Origin of the sequence: Bradyrhizobium sp. WSM2254 (assembly GCF_000472645.1) — a bacterium.
Lineage (GTDB): Bacteria > Pseudomonadota > Alphaproteobacteria > Rhizobiales > Xanthobacteraceae > Bradyrhizobium > Bradyrhizobium niftali.
On sequence record NZ_AXAB01000033.1, the window covers coordinates 1 to 22,386 of the forward strand.

A 22,386-nucleotide genomic window follows, 5' to 3' on the forward strand; every position below is an offset into this window, starting at 1 on the left:
TCGACGGAGCCGGAAACCTGCTGGCGAGACGAACCTGTCAGCGCCGTTCGTCCGCACGAAGCCTTGGGGCTCACGGAGAGCAATCCGCCCTGCCCCACGCCTCTCGTGCCCGACGCTGCCGCGTCCACCGCAAGCCCGGCTCGCGAAAATGACGACCACATGATCGCCCCTCAAGGATGAGCCGGGATGGGCGACACATACGACAAATCCGAATTTCGGTAAAGTGGAATATATTTGCAAGAGGGGATTGACGGGGCGGCGAGACAGGGCCGGCGTTTTGCCCGACGGGCGAGCCCTGGGGCCTGCGCCTCCGCTTGCAGCGTTCCTTGCAGCGTTCCTTGCAGCGTTCGGGGAACTGCTGCGACAAATCGTGCACATCAGGACATAAAGTCGCGGCAATCGTCGGGCTTGTCGATCGCGCCCTCCTTGCCCCCTGCTTCCCGGAGTTCTCATGATTTCTGCCGACCGGCCGGCGACACGGCTTGCGACGCGACTTGCCTTCCTCGTCGCGGGCTTCGGCATCGCGTGCTGGGCGCCGCTGGTGCCGTTTGCGAAGGCGCGGCTCGGCGTCGACGACGGCGTTCTCGGCCTGCTGCTGCTCAGCCTCGGCATCGGCTCGGTCGTCGCAATGCTTCTGACCGGAATCATGAGCGCGCGCTACGGCAGCAGGCCGATCATCATCGCCGGCGGGCTCGGTCTCGCCCTGGTCTTGCCGCTGCTGGCCATCGCGAGCTCGCCGGCAGCGCTGGCGCTGGCACTTTTCGGCTTCGGCGCCGCGCTCGGCTCCATCGACGTCGCCATGAACATCCACGCGGTGGAGGTGGAGCGCGCGGCGAGACGTCCGCTGATGTCCGGCTTCCATGCGCTGTTCAGTATCGGCGGCTTCGCCGGATCCGCGCTGATGACCGCGCTGCTCTCCTTGCAGTTCGGCGCCCTCGCCTGCACGCTGATCTGCTCCGTCCTGATGCTGATTGCGATGCTGGTCGCCTGGCCGCGCCTGCTCCGCTCCGTGCAGGTGCAGGACGGGCCGCTGTTCGTGCTGCCGCACGGCTCCGTGCTTCTGCTCGCGCTGCTCGGCGCCATCACGTTCCTGGTCGAAGGCGCGGTGCTCGATTGGGGCGCATTGCTGATCATCGGTGCGGGCCTCGTCTCCGAGTCGCAAGGCGGGATCGGCTATATCGTGTTCTCGATCGCGATGACGATGGGGCGGCTCGGCGGCGACGCCGTGGTTGCGCGCATCGGGGATCGCACGACCCTGTTCTGGGGGAGCATCATTGCGGTTGTGGGCTTCGCGGTGTTGCTCACCGCTCCGGTTGCGGCGGTCGCCATAGCCGGCTTCCTGCTCATCGGCCTCGGCGCCTCGAACCTCGTGCCGGTGCTGTTCCGCCGGGCAGCCCGGCAGACGGTGATGCCCACCGGGCTCGCCGTCGCGGCGATCACGACCGCAGGCTACGCCGGCATCCTCGTTGGTCCCGCCGGCGTCGGCTTCGTCGCACGTATCGGCGGATTGCCGACGGCGTTCTGGCTTCTGGCTGTGCTGATGGGACTCGTGACGCTGTCGGCGCGCATCGTCACGCGCCCCGCGACGTGACTAAAGCGCGATGAGATTGGGATGAATCGTCATCGCGCTTTAGGTTATTGTTTGAGCATGATCTTTTCGGAAAACCGCTTCACACTTTTCCGGATCATGCTCTAGTCTCAAAACCTCTCCAGCCCGATCGATTTGATCATGCGCGCCAGGCTCGCCGAAGTCGCCGCGACAAGGCGCTGGAATTCGGCCGGATTCGAGTCGCTGTCTGGCTCCATGCCCTCGGCACGGTAATTGGCCTGCATCGCCTTGTCGGCCATGGCAATGCGCGTCGCCTGCGCGATCCGGTCGATGATCGCATCGTCGGTCTGCCGGGGCGCGAACAGGCCGAACCAGCCGTCATAGCGGAGGCCCGGCATACCGGATTCGATGGCGGTCGGAATATCAGGGGCCACGCTCAGCCGCTTCTCGGTGGCGACCGCGATCATCCGGATCTTGCTGGCCTCGCTCCACTGCTGCAATTGCACCGACATCACGGCAATGATGAAGGGGATCTGGCCGGCGAGGAGGTCGTTGCTGGCCTGCGCGATGCCCCGATACGGGACATGGACGATGTCCAGCCCGCCCGCCTGCTGCTTGAAGGCTTCGCCGACGAGATGATTTCCGCTGCCGATACCGGGTGTCCCGTAGGACAGCTTTCCCGGATTGGCTTTCGCGTAGGCAACCAGCTCACCCAGATTTGTGACGGGCACCGACGGATGGACAACGAAAACAAGCGCGCTGGTGATGAGGCGGCAGATGGCGCGGAAATCGTCCATCGCATAGGACGGATTTTGCGATAGCAGCGGAATGGCCGCCTGCGTGCTGTCGTTTCCAAGCAGCAGGGAGTAGCCGTCGGGCTTCTCGCGCGCGACCGCCGCCGTCCCGATCGCGCCGCCCGCACCGGTGATGTTTTCGATGAAGACTGGTCCGAGCAGCGACGACATCTTGTCTGCCCAGGGACGACCGATCTGATCGCCCGATCCGCCAGCCCCGTACGGGATCACCAGGCGAATGGGACGTGATGGATAGTCGGCAGTGTGTCCGCTGCACGGAATCGCCGCCAGCGCCGCTGCGCCCGATAACGCATGGACGAATCGTCGCCGCGAGAAGGAAGGCATGTCCGAATTCCGGAAGTCGGTAGTCATTGTCGAGGCGGGACCGGCTCGCGGACCAACCAATCGCAGCAATCCGCCACCGGCGTCAATGCTCCGCCCGGACAAGTCCCGGCACGGTCGCCATGGCGTGGCCACCTAACCCCTTACGTTCCAAGTCTTATTTTCGGCGAGCCGGTGACGATCCAAGCGATCTGCGCAGATCTGCCAGCCATGCTGCTTTCGGACAGTTTACTGTACGCTTCGTTCTGCTAGACCAAAAAGTAATACCTTTTGACTCCCGTGGCGGGGACGATGGCGCGTGCCAGAGCATAACGAAGACTCGGCCATTTCGTTTGGGCCATTTCGGCTGTTCCCAAAGTCCCGGCTCTTGGAGAAGGAGGGCTCGCCCCTTCATGTCGGCGGCCGCGCGCTCGACATCCTCATTTTCCTGGCCGAGCGGCCCGGTGAAGTCGTCGACAAGAGAGAACTGGTCAAGCGCATCTGGGCCGACGTCAATGTCGACGAGGGCAGCCTGCGCTTCCATGTCGCAGCGCTGCGCAAAGCCCTCGGCGATACCGGCAAGTCGGCGCGCTACGTCGTCAACGTGCCCGGCCGTGGCTATTGCTTCGTCGCCTCGCTCACCTCGCCGGCCTCGCCTGCCGCGCAGCCTACCATCGACATCCTGCCTCCCCGTCCCCTCCCTGCGGCGCTCTCGAAAATGGTCGGACGGGAGGAGGTCGTCGAAAAGATATCGAGCGGACTCTCGCTCCATCGCTTCATGACCCTGGTCGGGCCGGGCGGCATCGGCAAGACGGCCGTCGCCATCGCTGTCGGGCATCGCCGCTCCCAGGATTTTCGCGGGCGCGTCTTCTTCGTCGACTTCGGCCCACTCCGGGATGCCAGCCATGTCGCAACCACCATTGCCTCCGCGCTCGGACTAACCATCAGCGCAGAGAATCCGACGCCGGCCCTGCTGACGTTCCTCAAGGTCGGCCCGGCGCTACTGATCCTCGACAGCTGCGAACACGTGCTGGACAATCTGGCCCCGCTCGTCGAGCACGTCGTTCGCGAGGCGCCGCAGCTTCGTGTTCTCGCGACCACCCGCGAATCGTTCCGCAGCGAAGGCGAGCGCATCTTCCGGCTGTTCCCGCTGGATTGTCCGCCCGAGCGCGAGGGGCTCGATGTCGCCGAGGTCCTCGCCTATCCTGCCGCCCAGCTCTTCGTCGAGCGCATCGCGCAGAGCTCCGGCCCGTTCCAGCTCAGCGCGGAGGAGGCACCGCTGGTCGCGAGCATTTGCCGGCGCCTCGACGGCATTGCGCTGGCGATCGAGCTCGCGGCGGGACGGGTCAACGCCTATGGCATCGCCGGCACCGCCTCGCTGCTCGACAGCCGCTTCTCGCTGCAATGGCGTGGCCGGCGCACCGCCGTGCCGCGGCACCAGACCCTCGCCGCCGCGCTCGACTGGAGCTACGACCTGCTGCCTGCGGCCGAGAGCGCGGCCTTGCGTCGGCTCTCGGTGTTCGCCGGGCCTTTCGCCCCGGAGGCGGCTGCCGCGGTTGCATCCGGTGACGGCCTCAGTGCATCGGAAACGCTGGAGGCGATCGACAGCCTGGTCACCAAGTCGCTGATCTCACCGTCCGGCGCGCGGACGCTGCGCTATCGCCTGCTCGACACGACGCGGGCCTACGCGCATGGAAAGCTCAGCGAGCTCGGCGAAACCAGGCAGTTCGCGCGGCGCCACGCGGAGCATTTTCGCGATTTCTTCGCGCACGCGGAGGCCGACACGTCGACGCCGCTGCCCGAATGGCTCGGCATCTATGGCGCCGAGCTGGACAATGTGCGCGCAGCGCTCGACTGGGCCTTCGCGCCCGACGGCGACGCCGAGCTCGGAATCGCGCTGACGGCGGCCGCGGTCACGCTATGGGTGCGGCTTTCCCTGTTCGCCGAATGCCGCGAACGATGCAGGACGGCACTTGCGGCGCTCGGCGACACCGGCGACGACCGTATCCGAATGCAGCTCCTGTCGGCACTCGGCTGGTCGCTGATGTATGGCGAGGGCCGCGCGCGCGAGGCGCGCCCGATCCTCGAGACGACGCTCGAGCTCGCCGACAGGCTCGACGACAAGGATTTCCGCCTGCGCGCGCTCTGGGGCCTTTGCATCGACCAGTTCAACAACGGACAGTTCGGCAAGGCCCGTGCGTTCGCCGATCGTTTTGCGAACGCGGCGGCGAACTCTTCCGACAGGACCGACGTGATGCTGGGCGACCGGCTGACGGCCGTCGCGCTGCACTATCTCGGCGACCAGAACGACGCACGGCTGCGCATCGACCGGGTGCATGCATCGCTGCATGTGCTGGCGGAGAAGCCGAAGATATTCCCGCTCGACCTCAGGATCTCGACGCAATATTTCCGCGCCCGCATCCTGTGGCTGCAAGGCCTCGCCGACCAGGCCCAGGCGCTGGCCGCACGAACCATCGAGGAAGGCCTCGCCAACGGCCACGCGCTGACCTTCTGCAGCGTGCTGGGACAGGCGGCCTGCCCGATCGCCTTCTGGGCCGGCGATTTCGACGCCGCGGAACGCCACGGCACCGAGCTGCTCGAACACACCGAGCGGCACGCGATCCGGCTATGGGGCCTGTGGGCACGCGCCTTCAACGCGGCAGTCGCTGCCAAGCGCGGCGACGCCGCGACCGGCCTGCCGCTGCTGCGCGAAGAGCTCAACCGCGCCGGTGATGCACGCTTCCTGCCGCGCTTTCTTCCTCTGCTCGGCGAACTTGCCGCCTGTTTCGGCGAGGCCGACCAGGCCGATCGCGGCCTGGAGATGGTCGAGGACATATTGGCGCGTTGCAACGACCGCCAGGAACACTGGTATCTGCCGGAGCTGATCCGCATCAAGGCCGAATTGATGCTCAAGCAGACGAAGAGCCTGCCCGCCGCCGAAGCGGCTTTTCGCGAGGCGATGGACATCGCAACGCAGCAGGGCGCGCGATCGTGGGAGCTGAGATGCGCCATCAGCCTTGCCCGGTTCAGACTGGGACAAGGCCGCGATGCAGAGGCGCTGGAGGTTCTGGAAACCGTTTGCCGGCCGCTGACCGAGGGATCCCGCACCGCCGACATGCGCGAGGCCCAAGGTCTGATTGCGCGGCTCCGGAGCTGAGGCTCACCGCTCGGCCTGTCCCCCGGCCATACGCGACGAAGCGATCTAGCCTCCCACGGCGGCCGCGCGCCGCGGCAGCTTCCAGCCGGGCCGGATGAAGTGACAGGTGTAGCCGTCCGGATAACGTTCGAGATAATCCTGGTGCTCCGGCTCGGCCTCCCAGAAATCGCCGGCGGGCGTGACTTCGGTCACCACTTTGCCGGGCCACAGATGCGAGGCCTCGACGTCGGCGATCGTGTCTTCCGCGATCCGCCTCTGCTCGTCGCTCGTCGTGAAGATCGCGGAGCGATAGCTCGTGCCCCAGTCATTGCCTTGACGGTTGAGCGTGGTGGGATCGTGGATCTGGAAGAAGAACTCCAGCATCGTCCGGTAGCTCGTTTTCGCCGGATCGAAGACGATCTCGATCGCCTCGGCGTGGCCCTCGTGATTGCGATAGGTCGCGTTCTTGACCTCGCCGCCGGTGTAGCCGACGCGCGTCGAAATCACCCCGGGCTGCTTGCGGATCAGGTCCTGCATGCCCCAGAAGCAGCCTCCCGCCAACACTGCGCGCTCTGTCGTCATCCGATGCTCCCAATTGATCGCTCCGCTCGCCCGCACCAGCCATTCGATACGCTCTATATCACATGGCGTGAGCCGGGCATTCTCGCAAATCTCCATCCGGCTCTTCTCGGGTCTGCCGAAGCCCGCACAGCTTCAGTCTTCCTGATCAGGGCCGGATGGGCAACTTGTTTGACGACGCGGTCAGGTCAGCTTGGCGTCGAGCGTGATCGCGGCGTTGAGCACCTTCGACACCGGGCAGTTTTTCTCGGCCTCGCCGGCGATCTTGGCGAAACCTGCGTCGTCAAGGTTCGGCACCTTGGCGCGCAACGTGAGCGCCGACTTGCTGATCTTGAAGCCCTTGCCTTCGGGCTCGAGCGTAACCGCGGCTTCAGTCGAGAGCTCGTCCGGCGTGAAACCGGCGAGCTGAAGACCGAAGGCGAGCGCCATGGTGAAGCAGCCGGCATGGGCCGCCGCGATCAACTCTTCGGGGTTGGTGCCCTTCTCGTTCTCGAAGCGTGTCTTGAACGAATAGGGCGTATCAGTGAGCACGCCGGACTCGCTCGACAGATGGCCAGTGCCATCGCGGCCGGTGCCCTTCCAGACTGCTGTTGCTTTGCGGATCATCTCAATTCTCCTTGTTGGTTTCAGCACCGGCGCTCGGTACCGGAGGAAAGCGACATTGGCACGACCGCCTGTCACCATTCCAACCGGCCGAACGCCGCAGCGGTTCCGTTAGTTACCGATCTGCCGACGTGGAAGCCGAGCCGGTTCACGACGCGTTAGCCGTTGCGAGTCTGCGCGATTGAGGCGAACGATCGATGATCTTGCGATGGGCGCGATACAACGCAAAACGGCGCGCGACGACCAAGCCATCGCGCGCCGTGAACGGACAATGCCGCAACTTCAGGACGGCAGTGGCTGACCGGCCTGCTCTCGCACGATGTAGTCGGCGTACCAGTCCGCCCAGTTGTCGTCGTGCCCGCCGGTTCGCTTCTCGTGCTCGCCATGCGCCACCGCCGCGCGGCGCAGTGCCGCCGCCAGATCGGTCTGCGAGGCGAAACTCGCGCCGTCGCCTGCGATGCGTCCGGGCAGTCGTGCGGTGACCTCCTGGAACAGCCAGCCATTGCCGTCGGGATCGCTGAACGAGGCGAAGGAGCTGTAGCTGCCGCGCTTCGGGTCAGCGCCACTGACCCGGACACTGCCGAACAGATATGGCTCGTCCGGCCCGGCGTGAACATCGCCGCCGCCGTGGAACGGTTCGCTGACCGCGATGCTGCGGTCGAGCAGATCTTGTCGCGCGGCCTCCAGATCGGAGACGATCAGATACAGGCCGCGCGCCGAGCCGGGCGCTGCCGCCGTGACGTTCCTGCCGAAGATCACCGAGCAGGCCGAGCCCGGCGGCGTGAACTGGATCACGCGCCAGTCGTCGCCAGAGGCAAAGTCGGCGTCCAGTCGCCAGCCGAGGCGCATGTAGAACGCCTTGGCGCGGTCGACATCGGACACCGGGATGACGACGACCTCGAGCTTCAGATCAACGCCGCGCGGTGGCGAGGGCCTGGTCCCGGCTTCGCGATCAATTTCGAGTGTGGCCATGTCGAACTCCCTGGTGTGAGGCACGGGTTCGCAACCGAACCCATTTCTTTGCAGGCTCAACTTTGCTTTGCAGGCTCAACTTTGCGCAGACCGGCGAATGTCGCTCGTTATCGAATGCTTGGGCTCGTTAGCGGTTCCGGACACAGTCGAACTTCAAGCAGCCGGGATCACGATGGTCACCCGCGTGCCGCCCTCTCCCGCCTCGCCATGCAGCCGCGCGTGGATGCTGCGTGCGAGCCCTTCGAGAAGGCGGCTGCCGGTGCCCTGGAGCGGGCCTGTTGCGCCGACCCCGTTATCGGCCACCGTGCAGACCCGCGATCTGTTAGCTGCCAGGGAGCTCCTGGGTGCGCTGAATTGAGAGTATCTTCAACGAGATACCGCCATACTACCTGCTCGCAACTCCTAACAACTTCTAACACGCCAAGCCGCATGCGCCCCGCCATGGTGGTGACGTTTCACGGTGGATATGGCGGGACATGGCTCTCCTTGACGATGTAATCGATGCCAGCGGCGGTTTGGACCGCTGGAGCAGCTTGAACCGTTTCACGCTCCACCTTTCCGTCGGCGGAACGCTGTTCTCCAGTGCCGGACATGCCAGAGAGTTCAAGGATGTGACCGCGGAAGGCTCGACCCGGACGCAATCCGTCCGCTTCACCGGCATCACCGGGGGAGAACACTCAGGCTCCTTTCAACCGGACGCGATCACGATCGAAAGCCTGGATGGCGAGGTGCTGCGGACCTGGCGCAATCCGAGCCTTGCATTTCCCGAGGCCAGCGCCCCCGCGCTTGCGGACGAACTGCATCTCGTCTTCTTCTGCGGCGTCGCGATCTGGAATTACCTGACGATTCCATTCCTGCTCGCTCATCCCGATGTCGTGTTGGAGGAACTGTCGCCCTGGTCTGAAGGCACTGAGACCTGGCGGCGGCTGCGGGCGCAATTCCCCGCGCACCTGATCACGCTCGCGCCCAAGCAGATCTTCTATTTCGACCAGAACGCTTTGCAGCGGCGGACGGATCACGATCTCTTCGGGATGAAGGTCGCGCATCATTCCTGGGCCCATGACAATTTCGGCGGCATCGTGGTGCCGACGCTTCGGCGCGTGCAGACGCTGCAGGCTGATGGAACCGTGATTGCCAAGCCCATGCTGATGGACGTCGAGATCTTCGACGCCGTGTTCGAGTAGCAGCGGCGACACGCCACCCTCGCAACGTCTACGCGAGGCCCAGTGAACGCAGAGCACGAAACTCACACCAGTGTGTCGATCGCCACGTCGCGTCCCGCCTGCCCTCGCACTACGCCAATCGGCGCAAAGAATTGAAAAGGCTGACAAAGTCGGCCTCTCTGCGACGGGCTGTCACACCATATTCGCGCACACAAAATCTAACACATCCTAATCATCACTAACGGGCTTCTTGTCCGGCTCATGCCTATCCTCCGAGCATCGAAAACCTTCTTGAAAGCCTTGTTGAAAGCTTTGGGCTTGAGAGTTTGCCGGTCGCCGCCAGCGGCCGTGATGCCAAGAGAGGACGAGCGATGTTTACCGACTTGCAGGCGGCGCCTGCCTGGATTGATCTTCAGGCCGCCCCACGCGATCACCAGGTCCGCCAGGCGGCACAGGCGATCCCCAGGGAACGCGGATGGCGCCGCCTCGACCGCAGCCCGGAGGCGGCGGTCGAGGACATCACGATCTCGCGGTGGGAGGATCTCAGAGACAGCTCGTCGCACGACGCGACGACGCCGGAGGATCGTTACTTCGTCGGCATTGCCCTGCAGACCACGCGCGCGAAATTGACCCGCGACCGCCAGGTCATCTTCGACGGCACCATGCCCGCAGGGACACTTTATGTCAGCGCGCCGTCGAAGCCTCTCGCCGCACAATTCCAGGCGCCTTGCGCCTTCCTGCACTTCCACATCTCCGCTGATCATTTCCCGGCGCAATTGCCTGCCGCTGAAGGACTTGGCGACCTCGTCCTGCTGCGCGACCCGCTCGCCGCCGAACTCGCCAGGGCGCTGACCGAGCACAGCGATGCCGCGGACCAGCAGTTCGCACGCTGCATCGGCCGGACCCTTGCGATGCACCTCGCCCGGCTGGAGCCGCCGCGCGCCAGGGTCAACGCCTTGCCGAAATGGCGGCTGCGGCGCGTCGAGCAATACATCGCGGACAATTTCGACCGCTGCATCAGCCTGTCCGAACTCGCCAATGTCGCCGGCCTGTCCAGGATGCACTTTGCAGCACAGTTCCGCGCCGCGACCGGCTACCGTCCGCGCGAATATTTGCTCAATCACCGGATCGAGCACGCGAAGACGCTGCTCGCAACGACCGGGCGGCCATTGGCCGAGATCGCGCTTGCAGTCGGTTTCAGCACGCAGGCGCATTTTTCGACCGTCTTCAAGCGCATCAGCGGCCAGTCTCCGGCACGCTGGCGCCTCGCCAGCAAGGCCGAGCCTCTCGCAGTCGAAGCGATGCCGCGGCGCCGTCCTGCTGCGGACAGGGATTGGATGGCCAGCGCGGCCGCGTAGCGCGTCCTTATCGACACGCCAGGCGACCTTGGAATTGCGGAATACGCGTCTGGATTGGTCTGCAACGTTTCGAACGCAAGTGCCCCTCCACTTGCGCCGGCTCGCGCCCTCCTCCCGGGCCTACGAGCCACTCGGGGCCGTCCCTGCTCCCCCACAGGACGGCCCCCTTTTCTTGTCTGTTGACGGGGATGAAGTTGCGCTCACAGCCTCCACATCGTCATTGCGAGCGCAGCGAAGCAATCCAGGCTGCTACCGCAGAAAGACGCTGGATTGCTTCGCTGCGCTCGCAATGACAGCAGAATGCGCGAAGGCAGTAGAATGCGCGAACTATCCTCTACACCGGATCGAACGCGCGGATCGGCGGCAGATTGCCGGTGAACTTCTCCACCTCCACCGTCGTCAGCTGCCCCGTGCAGCCCTGCGCGAAGGACGAGGTGCCGATGTCGCGGGTGAGCACGTTCGGATTGCCGTGGACGCAGAGCGGCGCGTCGTCCTCGGGGTCCATCGGGTCGTACCAGGCGCCGGTCGGGAGCTGGACCACGCCGGGCGCGATGCCGTCGGTGACGTGGACTGCGGCGAGGCAGGCGCCGCGCGCGTTGAACAGGCGGATAATGTCGCCGTCCTTGATGCCGCGCGCGTCGGCATCGCGCGGGTTCATGCGCGCGACCTCGCGTCCCCGATGTTTGCTTTGAAGCGAATGTCCGCCGAAGTCGAGCTGGCTGTGCAGGCGCGTCACCGGCTGGTTGGCGACGAGGAAGCACGGCGCGCCGGGCGTGGGCATGTCGGTCTTCTCCAGCCAGACCGGATGACCGGGACAATCCGCATCGCCATGGCCGGCGATCTTTGCAGAGAAAATCTCGATGCGGCCGCTCGGCGTCGGCAGGGCGTGAGCGACCGGATCTTCGCGGAAGCGGCGCAACCGGCCGCCGTCGTCGGGCTGTTGCGGCACGACCAGGCTGCCGCGCTGCCAGAATTCGTCGAAGCTCGGGGCCTCGAGGCCGCGCGCTTCGAGCGAGGCGCGGGTCGGCTCGTAGAGATGTTTTAGCCACTCCCGCGACGTGCGTCCTTCGGTAAAGGGTTCGCGAGCGCCTAGACGCTCGGCGAGATCGGCGAAGATCTCGTAGTCGTCGCGCGCGAGGCCAAACGGCTCGGCGATCCGGTGCATCGCGACCATGAGGGGATCGTTGGTGGAATAGCCGATGTCCTCGCGTTCCAGCGTCATGGTCGATGGCAGCACGATGTCGGCATGCCGCGCGGTGGCGGTCCAGGCCAGCTCGTGCACGACCAGCGTGTCGAGTTGCGCAAAGGCCTTGCGCAGGCGGTTGATGTCCTGATGGTGATGGAAGGGATTGCCGCCGGCCCAGTAGACGAGGCGGATGTCCGGATAGGTGCGCGTCTCGCCATTGTAGCGATAGGTGGTTCCGGGATTGAGCAGCATGTCGGCGATGCGCGCGACCGGGATGAAATCACGGACGCCGTTACGGCCCTGCCCGAGCGTCGGCCCCGGCACGTCGTTGACGCGGCGGCCGTAATAGCCGATCGCCCCCAGTGAATAGGCATAGCCGCCGCCGGGCAAGCCGATCTGGCCGAGGGCTGCCGCCAGCACCATGCCCATCCACACCGGCTGCTCGCCATGCTCGGCGCGCTGCAGCGAATGCGAGACGGTGATGAGCGCGCGCTTTCCGGCAAGGCGGCGGGCGAGCGTGCGGATCGTGTCCGCGCCGACGCCGGAGATCGCGGCGGCCCACTCGGCGCTCTTCGGCTGTCCATCGCTGTCCCCGGTGAGATAACGCAGGAAGACGGGCCAGCCCTCGGTGTAGCGATCGAGGAAGGCCTGATCGTGCAGCTTCTCGCTGACCAGCGTGTGGACGATGCCGAGCATCAGCGCGGTGTCGGTGCTGGGCAAGCAGGTCATCCACTCGGCTCCGGCCTCGACCGGCAGGTCTTCACGCAACGGGCTGACCAGGATGAACTCGCAGCCGCGACGGCGCGCCGTTTCCATGGCGCCGCGCTCGACATGCTTGCTGATCGAGCCGCCGGCCACCATGGAGTTCTTCAGCGCCATGCCGCCGAACGCCAGCACGATGTCGGTCTCAGTCGCAATCTGCTCCCAGGTGACGTTGCGCTTGGTGATGTCCTCATAGCCCGCCAGGATCTGCGGCAGCAGCACCGAGGACGCGCCGGAGGAATAGGTGTTCACCGAGCGCACATAGCCGCCCATCGCGATGTTGAGGAAGCGATGCACCTGGCTCTGCGCGTGGTGAAAGCGGCCCGCGCTCGACCAGCCATAGGAGCCGCCGAACACGGCGCCGGGCCCGCGCGTGTCGCGGATGCGGCCGAGCTCGTCGCCGAGGAGGTCGAGCGCCTTCTCCCAGCTCACGGAGACGAATTCGTCGCGGCCGCGGCGATCGTCCGGGCCGGGACCTCGCTCGAGCCAGCCGCGGCGAATCGCGGGCTGGGCGATGCGCGCCTGGTGCCGCAGCGCGCCGGGGAAATTGTCGATGATGCCGTTCGGATCAGGATCGCCCGCATAGGCCCTGACCTCAAGGCCGGCTGCGCCGTTGCGCGCCGAGAACACGCCCCAATGCGAGGTGTGCGGCTTGAAACCGTCGGACAGGTCGAGGCCGGGGTCGGGGAAGCCAATCGTATCGTCCATCGTCTGATCCTTGCTCCGGTGCATGGCGGCAGTATACCGATCTACGTCCCGATGTCGTCGAGATCAGGGTTGACGGAAACGCTGGGCTCCCAAGCGCGACGCAGGCAGGTGGGGATCTGTGGCGGAACGAGCGGCGGCGGATCCGAGATGTTCGTGCACTGCCAGTTCGAGCCGATGCTCTAAAGCCCGGGCGGCGCACCAGCGCTCGAGCCTGGGGCCCGCGGAATAAGAGCACGTTCCGGAAATTCTCGCTCCACAGCACGCAGGTATCCGTACTAACATGACAGCCAAGTCGTTGGTTTCGACCGCGGCTTGATATTTGTGGATGTACCACCCTCGAGGTCACGTCGTTGCATGCAAAAGAGCAACATCAAAGAACTTGAAAAGACGGCGCGTGCTTTGGCCGAGGGAGCTTCCGCCGAAACTCGAAATGCCATTGAGACCGTCATTCGAGAAGCCAGGAAGTACGAAACGGTAAGAGAATCCAACCCCGTCCGCTTACCGCTCTACTTGAAGCTATCGTTATGTCTTGCTGCGTTGATTACCGCGTTGCTGCTGATAGTGATGCGGTGAAGCGGGTCTGGCGTCTGCTATGGCGGATCGTTCATCATTCGCGCAGTACGCTTAACCGATGCAAAGGATCGACGGCTCCTTGTCCGCGAACATCAGAGGCGGGAACGCCACGCGCAGATGGCGTTCAGGCGCTCAGTTCGCTTTTTGAGAAGTCGCGCCGCGTTGTAATTCGGCGAACGCTTCCATGGGCTCGACGAAAACGAACCCAACACAGAATTGCCAAATGCGGGGCAACATGAATTTCCCGACGCGTTGCAGCTTCCAATTCGAATAACGAAATTTACTTAGTCGAATCAGCGCGTTGGCTGTGGCTGGGGCGGGAGGGATCGAACCTCCGAATGGCGGAATCAAAATCCGCTGCCTTACCGCTTGGCTACGCCCCAACAGGCGACCCGGGGTCGGTGGAAGAACTGGCTACCGCAGATTCCCTTCGGTCGCAGCCGGTCTATAGGGTGCGACGCGGCATTTCAACCGCCTGGAGGCGCAAAATACCACAGCTTCCGGGACCAGTCGCACCACACTCTATTCTAGGCCGGGCGAAGGCCCGTTCCGGGCCGGAGCCGTCAGGCGTCCAGGCAGTTGAGACCTCCTGCGTTTCATGGGAAGACGGCGCCAATATCAGTCCACGGGAGTGAGCCATGACCTACCGCGCGCCGATCTCTGACATGCTGCTGTCGCTCAATCACGGCGCCGGCCTGAAGGCCGCCGTGGAAGCCGGCCATTACGGCGATTTCGACGCCGATATCGCGGCCGCCGTGCTGGAGGAAGCCGGCAAGTTCGCAACCGACGTGCTGGCGCCGCTCAACCGTGTCGGCGACGAGCACGGCATCAAGCTCGACGCCGGGAAAGTCACGACCGCGCCGGGCTGGCCCGATGCCTACAAGCGCTGGACCGAGGGCGGCTGGAACGCGGTGTCAGGGCCTGAAGCGTTCGGCGGCCAGGGCCTGCCCGTTGCGATCAACGCCGCCTGCACCGAGATCTGGAGCGCCGCCAACATCGCCTTCGGCCTGTGCCCGCTGCTGACGGCCTCGGCGATCGAGGCACTGGATGCGCATGGCAGCGACGAGCTAAAGAAAATCTATCTCGAAAAGCTCGTCTCCGGCGAATGGACCGGCACCATGCAGCTGACCGAGTCGCAGGCCGGCTCCGACGTCGGCGCGCTGCGCACCCGCGCCGAAAAGCAGGCCGACGGCACCTATCGCATCAAGGGGACGAAGATCTTCATCACCTATGGCGAGCACGACATGACCGACAACATCGTGCATTTCGTGCTCGCGCGTCTTCCGGACGCGCCTGCCGGCACCAAGGGGATTTCTCTCTTTCTTGTTCCCAAGTTCATGGTCAATGCCGACGGCTCGCTCGGTGCACGCAACGACATTTTTGCAAGCGGCGTCGAGCACAAGCTCGGCATGCACGCGTCCCCCACCTGCACCATGACCATGGGCGATCATGGCGGCGCCATCGGTTTCCTGATCGGCGAAGAGAACCAGGGCATGCGCTGCATGTTCACGATGATGAACCAGGCCCGCCTCGGCGTCGGCCTCGAAGGCGTCGGCGTTGCCGATCGCGCCTATCAGCAGGCCTTGTCCTATGCGCAGGAACGCAAGCAGGGCCGCGCCGTCGGCAAGAAGAGCGACGGCTCGGACGCGATCTTCGTCCACCCCGACGTCAAGCGCATGCTGATGCGGATGCGGGCGCAGACCGCGGCGGCGCGCACCATCTGCTACGCGACCGCGGTCGCAATCGACGTTTCGACCCGCGCCAAGGATCCAAAGGTCCGCGCTGACGCGGCCGCGCGCGCGGCGCTGCTGACGCCGATGGCCAAGGGCTACTCTACCGATATCGGCAACGAGGTCGCCTATCTCGGCGTGCAGGTGCATGGCGGCATGGGCTTCATCGAGGAGACCGGCGCCGCGCAGCACTATCGCGACGCTCGCATCACCGCGATCTACGAGGGCACCAACGGCATCCAGGCGATCGACCTGGTCACGCGAAAGCTCGCGGCCAATGGCGGCGCCGCGGTGTGGGCGCTGCTCGACGAGCTCTCGGCCATCGTCAAGCAGGTCGAAGCCTCCAACGATCCCGCTTTCGGCACCACGGGCGCAAAGTTGCGCGAAGCGCTGGACGCGCTGACGCGCACCAGCAAGTGGCTGCTCGAGCGCGTCGCGTCCGCGCCGAACGAGGCGCTTGCCGGCGCAACGCCGTACTTGCAGCAGTTCGGCGCCACGCTCGGCGGCTGCCTGCTGGCGTCCGAGGCCCTCGCCGCGAAGGGCGACGGCCTTGCCGACGCGCCGCGCTATGTCTCGCTCGCGCGCTTCTTCGCCGAGAACATCACGGTGCAGGCGGGCGCGCTGGAGCGCACCGTGACGGAAAGCGCGGAGTCGGTCGCGGCCGCGGATGCGGTGTTGCTGGGGTAAGGTGCTGCGACACATTCGGTGTCGTCCCGGCCTAGTGCGCAATTGCGCACGGGGGGCCGGGACCCATACCGCGTGATCCATCGATGGAGCGCAGCTCGCAGTACCGCGGGAAGACCGCTTAACTGCTAGTCTTCGTCAAACTGCATCCTGGGGTTATGGGTCCCGGCCTTCGCCGGGACGACACCGCATTTTTGACTCCCGCCTTCCCGCTTGCAGATCGTAGCGGGAACGGTCGTCCCGGATTGCGCTTCGCTCCGTCCGGGCTACGAAGCTGCGAGCTTCGCCCGTCTCCCCGGCCGCCACAGCACGATTCCCGCGGCCACGAGATCGAGCACCACGCACATCGCAAACGCCATCGTGTAGTCGCCGGTCAGGCTGCGCACGAGGCCGACGATGCCCGGGCCGAAGGCGCTGACGACGCCGCTGATCGACGTGCCCAGGCCCATCGCGGCGGCAAAGGAACCGGCGCCGATCTCGCGCTGGATGATCAGGGGCGGGAACGTGATCATGTTGCCGATCGAGAAACCGTAGATGGCACAGCACACCAGCAGCGCCGTCGGGCTCGTGCTCTGCACCAGCACGAACAGCGCCGCCGCCTGGCTCGTCATCGACGCCGCGCAGGCCAGTCGCGGATCGAGCCGGTCGACGAACAGGCCGAGCGACAGGCGCCCGACCACCGCCATCGCGGCCATGATGGTGACGGCAAGGCCGGCGCTGGCGCGCCCGATCAGCGGTTCGAGGAACGTCACCTGGTGGATGATGAATCCCATTTGCGCCAGCAGCGCGATCGCGATCGGCAGCACCATGGTCCAGAACGCCGCGTTGGCGAGCAGCGCCTTGCGGGAATGCGCCGGCGCGGGCGCATCACCATCGGCGGGGCGCTCACCCGATGCCGGCGGCAGCCCGGCCGGCCAGCGGATGAAGCCGACGACCACCGGCAGCACCAGCAGCACCATCACCATCGTGGCCGCCAGCATCGCCGAACGGAAGCCGATGCTGCCGGTCAGCGACAGCAGCAGCGGAACGAGGACGATGCCGCCGCAGGTCGCGCCGTTGAAGGCGAGGCTGAGCGCGAGGCCGCGGCGCCGATCGAACCAGGAGTTCAGCACCGTCGCGATCACCACGGTGCCCATGCCGGTCCAGCCGACCGACATCAGCGCATAGGCGAGATAGAGCTGCCAGGGCGTCTGCATCAGCGCCAGCAGCACGGTCGATGCGCCGAGCGCCGACAGGCCGCACAGGATCAGTGAACGCAGCCCGATACGGGCGAGCAGATCGTCGGTGAAGATGACGAGCACGGAGGTCAGGAGAAACGAGAAGGTGCTGGCCGCGGAGACCAGCGTGCCCGGCCAGCCATGGGCGCGCTGAAGTTCGGCGAGATAGACGCCCTGGCCGTAGAGGCCGAAGCCGAACATGAAGAAGGCCATCAGGAAACAGGCCAGCACGACGCGCCAGCCGCGATAATGCAGCGAGGATTCGTCGACACTCGTCGCGGCAATCATCAATCGGGCAATCGGCCAAATGGAACGGCGCGATCGTGCACCACAACCACCGGTTTTTCAAATTAAACATTGTAGCCATTTGTTGCATTGCGCAATGGAGCGTGCAAGACAATACAACCGGCGCGATCTGACGCGATGCGGTTCCGGGACGGAAGTTATGACAGCGGTGTCATCCACCGGGCTCACGGGATCGCTTTCGAAAAGGTCGCGCGGGCGGATTGGCACGCCTGCGAGATGATGTAGGCTGATGTTTGCGAGACTCGCCAAGGTCAAGCGTCGCGGCGAGCGCAGGGGGTCCTTATGCCGAATGGCAATATCATCGTCGCCGAAGAGCGTGGAACGCGCGTGATCACCCTGCGTCGCCCGGGCAAGAAGAACGCGATCACGCAGGACATGTATCGGGAGATGAGCCACGCGATCGACACCGCGCAGAACAACCCGGATATCCGCTGCATGATCATCACCGGCGGCTCCGGCGTGTTCACAGCCGGCGACGACATCGACGATTTTCTGAAGGCCGACACGGCACGCCCGGAGACGCTGTCGAACGGCGCCAGGTTTCTCTATTCGCTCGCCCTCAACGTCAAGCCGATCATCGCGGCCGTCGACGGCGCTTCGATCGGCATGGGCACCGTGATGTTGTTCCATTGCGACTACGTGCTCGCATCGAACGCGGCGACCTTCTCCGCACCCTATATCCACCTCGGGCTGGTGCCGGTCGGCGCCGCCAGCCTCTTGATGCCGAACACGATGGGTTACCAGCGCGCCTTCGCGATGCTGGTGATGGGACGGACCTTCACCGCCGCGGAGGCGCACGCTGCGGGCTTCGTCAACACCGTGGTCTCGCCGGGGCACACCGAGGTCGAGGCGCGCAAGGTGGCGCGCGAGATCTGCCGGCTGCCCGCCGAGGCGGTCGCGATCTCGCGCAGGCTGCTGCGTACCCCACCAGAGGAACTGACCCGCCGCATCGACCAGGAGACCCATCTGTTCGGCGAGCGTTTGAAGTCGGACGACGCCGTGGCTGCATTCAACGCGTTCGCGAACAGGAAGAAGCGATAGAGCCCGTCATTCCGGGCTCGCGACTTCCTCGCGCCCCGAAATGACGGCGAGAACCTTCGTGAAATCTTCGCGCTGAACGACTAATCTGGTTCCATGCGACATCTTCTCCTGACCGTCTTCGCCCTCGCGCTCGCCGCCCTGCCCGCCTCTGCCCAGACCGCCGCACCGGTCGAGCTGCGCATCCTTGCGATCAACGATTTCCACGGCAATCTGCGGCCGCCGCCCGGCGGCATCCGCATCAACGATCCCGAGGATCGAAGCAAGAAGGTCATGGTGGCGGCCGGCGGCGCCGAGTACATGGCGACGCTGGTGAAGCAATTGCGCGAAGGGCACAAGAACACGATCTTCGTGGCCGCCGGCGACCTGATCGGCGCGAGCCCGTTCCTGTCGGCGATGTTCCACGACGAGCCTTCGGTCGAGGCGCTCTCGATGATGGGGCTCGCGATCACTTCGGTCGGCAATCACGAGTTCGACGAGGGCAAGGCCGAGCTGCTCAGGATGCAGAACGGCGGCTGCCATCCGGTCGACGGCTGCCAGGGACCGCATCCCTTCACTGGCGCCAAATTCCACTACCTCGCCGCCTCCACCGTGGAGACAGCGACCGGTCAAAGCGTGCTGCCGCCGTTTGAGATCCGTGAGTTCGACGGCATTCCCGTCGCCTTCATCGGGCTGACCTTGAAAGGCACCGCCGGCATCGTGTCGCCCTCGGGCATTGCCGGCCTCGAATTCCGCGACGAGGCCGAAACGGTGAATGCGCTCGTGCCGCAACTGAAGGCGCGCGGAGTGGAAGCGATCGTCGTGCTGATCCACGAAGGCGGCGAGCCCGCCGGCGACTACAATGAATGCCCGGGCATTTCGGGGCCGATCGTCGAGATCGTGAAGAAATTCGATCGCGCCGTCGACGTGGTCGTCAGCGGCCACACCCATCGCGCCTATGTCTGCGAAATCGACGGACGGCTGGTGACGAGCGGCGACAAGTACGGCACGCTGGTGTCGGCGATCGATCTCAAGCTCGATCCGGCAACGCGCGACATCGTCGGCGCCAAGGCCGAGAACATCATCGTCGCCAATGCCTCGCTGGCGAAGGACGCGGAGCAGACCGCGCTGATCGAGGCCTATGACAAGCTCGCCGCGCCGATCGCCAACCGGCCGGCCGGATCGGTGACGCAGACGCTGTCGCGCATTCCGAACGAAGCCGGTGAAAGCCCGCTCGGTGACGTCATCGCGGACGCGCAGCTTGCCGCGACGAAGGATGCCAAGGATGGCAGCGCTGTCATCGCGCTCACCAATCCCGGCGGCATCCGCACCGATATCGTTCCGAAGGAGAACGGCGCGGTGTCCTTCGGCGAGCTATTCGCAAGCCAGCCGTTCCGCAACCGCCTCGTCACCATGACGCTGACAGGCAGCCAGCTCAAGGAGATGCTGGAGCAGCAATGGCTCGATCCGAAGCGGCCGCGAATTCTTCAGGTATCGAACGGGTTCAGCTATGCCTGGGATGCGTCGAAGCCGTTCGGCGAACGCGTGATGGCCGAGAGGATGACGCTCAACGGCAGGCCGATCGAACCTGGAAGCGGCTACCGCGTCACCCTCAACGATTACCTCGCCGTCGGCGGCGACGGTTTTACGGTCGCCAAACAAGGTACGGTCCCGCAATATGGCAGCTACGACGCGGACGCATTGTTCGCGTTCTTCCGGGCGCACGGGCCGATCGGCCCGCTGCCGCCGAGCCGCATCCTGCGCGTGAATTGATTCGGATCAAACGGGCCGGAACGGGACAACCCTTTGCCATTCCCGGTGAAGCGCATAGATTGGGTTTTGCATTGCGTTTTGGCGCCGGATGCGCCAAGCGACGTCAAGAGCCCGTTCCCAGTGAGCCCGACCTGATGAGCACGCTTCTCCTTTCCCACAAGGCCTGCCTCGACCACGTCACGCCGCCGGGACATCCCGAAAGGCCCGACCGCCTGCGTGCAGTGGAGGAAGCGCTGTCGCACGAGCGTTTCCAGTTCCTCGTCCGCGACCAGGCGCCGGAGGGCGATCTCGATCTCGTGACGCTGTGCCACAACGAGCATTACGTCACCGAGCTGCGCCACATCGCGCCGACCAGCGGCCTCGTCTATATCGACGGCGATACCTCGATGTCGCCGGGCACCTGGGAAGCGGTGATGCGCGGCGTCGGCGGCGCGGTCGCGGCGACCGAAGCGGTGATGGCGGGCGAGCACCGCAACGCCTTCGTCGCGGTGCGCCCGCCCGGCCATCACGCCGAGATCGGTAAGCCCATGGGCTTCTGCTTCTTCGACAATGTTGCGATCGCCGCGCGTCACGCGCAGCGTAAATACGGCATCAAGCGCGCGGCCATCGTCGATTTCGACGTGCATCACGGCAACGGCACGCAGGACATCTTCTGGTCGGACCCCACGGTGATGTACTGCTCGACGCACCAGATGCCGCTGTTTCCGGGCACCGGCGCGAAGGGCGAACGCGGCGACCACGACACCATCGTCAACGCGCCGCTGGCGTCCGAAGACGGTGGCCCGGAATTCCGCAGCGCTTTCGAGAACCTGATTCTGCCGCAGCTCGAAAAATTCAGCCCCGAGCTCCTCATCATCTCTGCGGGCTTCGATGCGCATTATCGCGACCCGCTGGCCTCGCTGAATTTGCGCGCGGAGGATTATGCCTGGGTGACGCGCAAGCTGATGGACCTTGCGGACAAGTCCGCCGGGGGCCGCGTTGTTTCGGTGCTCGAGGGCGGTTACGACCTGCAAGGACTGAAAGAATCTGTTACGGCGCATGTCGGCGCCCTGATGGGCGCCTGACGACACCCGCCACATTAAGCCCGCAAAACCCTGCTTCTTCTGCATGTGAAGCGAATCGGGCAATCGGAAACGGATATGGCCGAAAATACCCAAGTCGACGTCTCCAGGCTCACCTTCGAGCGCGCGATCGAGGAACTCGAGACGATCGTGAAACGGCTCGAGGACGGCAAGGTGCCGCTCGAGGAATCCGTGACGATCTACGAGCGCGGCGAAGCGCTGAAGCGCCGCTGCGAGGAATTGCTGCGCCAGGCCGAAGCGCGGGTCGACAAGATCACGACCGATGCGAGCGGCCAGGCCACCGGCACCGCGCCGCTCGACGTGCAGTAAGCGACGACGACCAAAGCCTCTTTCGGGCATCGGACGCCTGCAATTTTTTCATGATCGCACGCTGCTCGGTGTGCTCACGGGGGCGGACGGCCAGGTACTGAGATCGAAGAGTTCCCGCGTGGGAGCCGTTTGGCCCCGCGAATCGAGCGGAAATGGCCTTCCTCTCGCCCAAAATCCTGCCGGGGAACCGGGCAAGGCAGGAACCTCCCCGCGGGCGCCGCAGTTAACCACTCTGGCCCGGGGGTTGCAGGTGCATGCCCGTAATCGCCCCAACGGGTTGGCTTTGGCCCAAGCTTTGGTGTAAAGCTGCGCGGAGTGTGGCTTTTTGTTAGCCTTGCGTGGGCACCGATTACCGACGACAAGCGCTTCAAATTGCTAATGAAATTGGCTGGGACGGACGAAGCCGATCTAAGTGACAGGGATCACAGAGACTGAACCGGAGCATACTTAAGCTCACCTAAGCTTGAAGACGGGGCCTTGCCCCATGCAGGTGGCTCCGACGGTTTAAGGACTCGCGCTGCGCCGATATTGTGCAAACCCATCGCGCACCGGAACGACCTTCCG

General features: G+C 65.0%; 16 protein-coding genes, 1 tRNA gene and 1 pseudogene. 10 read left to right on the forward strand and 8 right to left on the reverse strand.

The annotated features are described in order from the left end of the window. The first annotated feature begins 451 nt into the window (after positions 1-451). Positions 452-1,591, forward strand: a complete 1,140-nt coding sequence (locus A3M7_RS0123895) for an MFS transporter (protein WP_084302454.1) — start codon at positions 452-454, stop codon at positions 1,589-1,591. Between the two features lie 107 nt (positions 1,592-1,698). Here A3M7_RS0123895 and A3M7_RS0123900 read toward each other — a convergent pair whose 3' ends face one another. Next, complete coding sequence (locus tag A3M7_RS0123900) at positions 1,699-2,688, reverse strand: tripartite tricarboxylate transporter substrate binding protein (RefSeq protein ID WP_027546164.1); 990 nt, start codon at positions 2,686-2,688, stop codon at positions 1,699-1,701. A gap of 295 nt (positions 2,689-2,983) precedes the next feature. Between A3M7_RS0123900 and A3M7_RS0123905 the strand changes: the two genes are divergently transcribed. Next, positions 2,984-5,821 carry a winged helix-turn-helix domain-containing protein gene (locus A3M7_RS0123905; protein ID WP_027546165.1) on the forward strand — a complete coding sequence of 946 codons (2,838 nt, stop codon included), beginning with the start codon at positions 2,984-2,986 and terminating at the stop codon, positions 5,819-5,821. Between the two features lie 45 nt (positions 5,822-5,866). Here A3M7_RS0123905 and msrA read toward each other — a convergent pair whose 3' ends face one another. The 4 genes and pseudogenes from msrA to A3M7_RS47075 all read right to left on the reverse strand — a co-directional run. Then, positions 5,867-6,382, reverse strand: coding sequence for a peptide-methionine (S)-S-oxide reductase MsrA (msrA, locus tag A3M7_RS0123910; protein ID WP_027546166.1), 516 nt, complete (start codon positions 6,380-6,382; stop codon positions 5,867-5,869). Between the two features lie 180 nt (positions 6,383-6,562). After that, on the reverse strand, positions 6,563-6,985 hold the full coding sequence (locus A3M7_RS0123915) for an OsmC family protein (protein WP_027546167.1): 423 nt from the start codon (positions 6,983-6,985) through the stop codon (positions 6,563-6,565). 279 nt (positions 6,986-7,264) lie between these two features. Beyond that, positions 7,265-7,954 carry a VOC family protein gene (locus A3M7_RS0123920; RefSeq protein WP_027546168.1) on the reverse strand — a complete coding sequence of 230 codons (690 nt, stop codon included), beginning with the start codon at positions 7,952-7,954 and terminating at the stop codon, positions 7,265-7,267. Between the two features lie 153 nt (positions 7,955-8,107). Beyond that, positions 8,108-8,266, reverse strand: a pseudogene (locus tag A3M7_RS47075) (sensor histidine kinase); the annotation flags it as partial. Between the two features lie 164 nt (positions 8,267-8,430). On the opposite strand from A3M7_RS47075, the gene A3M7_RS0123930 reads away from it, so the two are divergent. Next, a complete protein-coding gene (locus A3M7_RS0123930; protein WP_027546169.1) occupies positions 8,431-9,138 on the forward strand; it encodes a hypothetical protein in 708 nt (235 codons plus the stop codon). 350 nt (positions 9,139-9,488) lie between these two features. Next, positions 9,489-10,475 (forward strand): helix-turn-helix domain-containing protein, encoded by a 987-nt coding sequence (locus A3M7_RS0123935; RefSeq protein ID WP_027546170.1) that lies wholly within the window; start codon positions 9,489-9,491, stop codon positions 10,473-10,475. A gap of 334 nt (positions 10,476-10,809) precedes the next feature. Here A3M7_RS0123935 and A3M7_RS0123940 read toward each other — a convergent pair whose 3' ends face one another. Then, the gene (locus A3M7_RS0123940; protein WP_027546171.1) at positions 10,810-13,131 is read right to left on the reverse strand and encodes a molybdopterin guanine dinucleotide-containing S/N-oxide reductase; all 2,322 of its coding nucleotides are present in this window, start codon (positions 13,129-13,131) and stop codon (positions 10,810-10,812) included. A 354-nt stretch (positions 13,132-13,485) separates the two neighbouring features. Between A3M7_RS0123940 and A3M7_RS48820 the strand changes: the two genes are divergently transcribed. After that, positions 13,486-13,704 carry a hypothetical protein gene (locus A3M7_RS48820; protein ID WP_027546172.1) on the forward strand — a complete coding sequence of 73 codons (219 nt, stop codon included), beginning with the start codon at positions 13,486-13,488 and terminating at the stop codon, positions 13,702-13,704. 308 nt (positions 13,705-14,012) lie between these two features. On the opposite strand, the gene A3M7_RS0123950 is transcribed toward A3M7_RS48820, so the two are convergent. Continuing rightward, positions 14,013-14,087: transfer RNA gene (locus A3M7_RS0123950), tRNA-Gln, on the reverse strand. Between the two features lie 255 nt (positions 14,088-14,342). Here A3M7_RS0123950 and A3M7_RS0123955 point away from each other — a divergent pair. Continuing rightward, positions 14,343-16,121, forward strand: coding sequence for an acyl-CoA dehydrogenase (locus A3M7_RS0123955; protein ID WP_027546173.1), 1,779 nt, complete (start codon positions 14,343-14,345; stop codon positions 16,119-16,121). 263 nt (positions 16,122-16,384) lie between these two features. Here A3M7_RS0123955 and A3M7_RS0123960 read toward each other — a convergent pair whose 3' ends face one another. Further along, positions 16,385-17,623: an MFS transporter gene (locus A3M7_RS0123960; protein WP_027546174.1), complete on the reverse strand. Its 1,239-nt coding sequence runs from the start codon at positions 17,621-17,623 to the stop codon at positions 16,385-16,387. 300 nt (positions 17,624-17,923) lie between these two features. Here A3M7_RS0123960 and A3M7_RS0123970 point away from each other — a divergent pair, with 300 nt between their 5' ends. The 4 genes from A3M7_RS0123970 (at position 17,924) to A3M7_RS0123985 (ending at position 21,822) form a co-directional block, all read left to right on the forward strand. Beyond that, entirely contained in the window at positions 17,924-18,682 is a 759-nt protein-coding gene (locus A3M7_RS0123970; RefSeq protein ID WP_027546175.1) for an enoyl-CoA hydratase-related protein, read from the forward strand. Between the two features lie 93 nt (positions 18,683-18,775). After that, positions 18,776-20,431, forward strand: a complete 1,656-nt coding sequence (locus A3M7_RS0123975; protein ID WP_027546176.1) for a bifunctional UDP-sugar hydrolase/5'-nucleotidase — start codon at positions 18,776-18,778, stop codon at positions 20,429-20,431. A 134-nt stretch (positions 20,432-20,565) separates the two neighbouring features. Continuing rightward, positions 20,566-21,495 (forward strand): histone deacetylase family protein, encoded by a 930-nt coding sequence (locus A3M7_RS0123980; protein ID WP_027546177.1) that lies wholly within the window; start codon positions 20,566-20,568, stop codon positions 21,493-21,495. Positions 21,496-21,570: 75 nt separating this feature from the next. Further along, on the forward strand, positions 21,571-21,822 hold the full coding sequence (locus A3M7_RS0123985) for an exodeoxyribonuclease VII small subunit (RefSeq protein ID WP_008132970.1): 252 nt from the start codon (positions 21,571-21,573) through the stop codon (positions 21,820-21,822). Positions 21,823-22,386 lie beyond the last annotated feature (564 nt).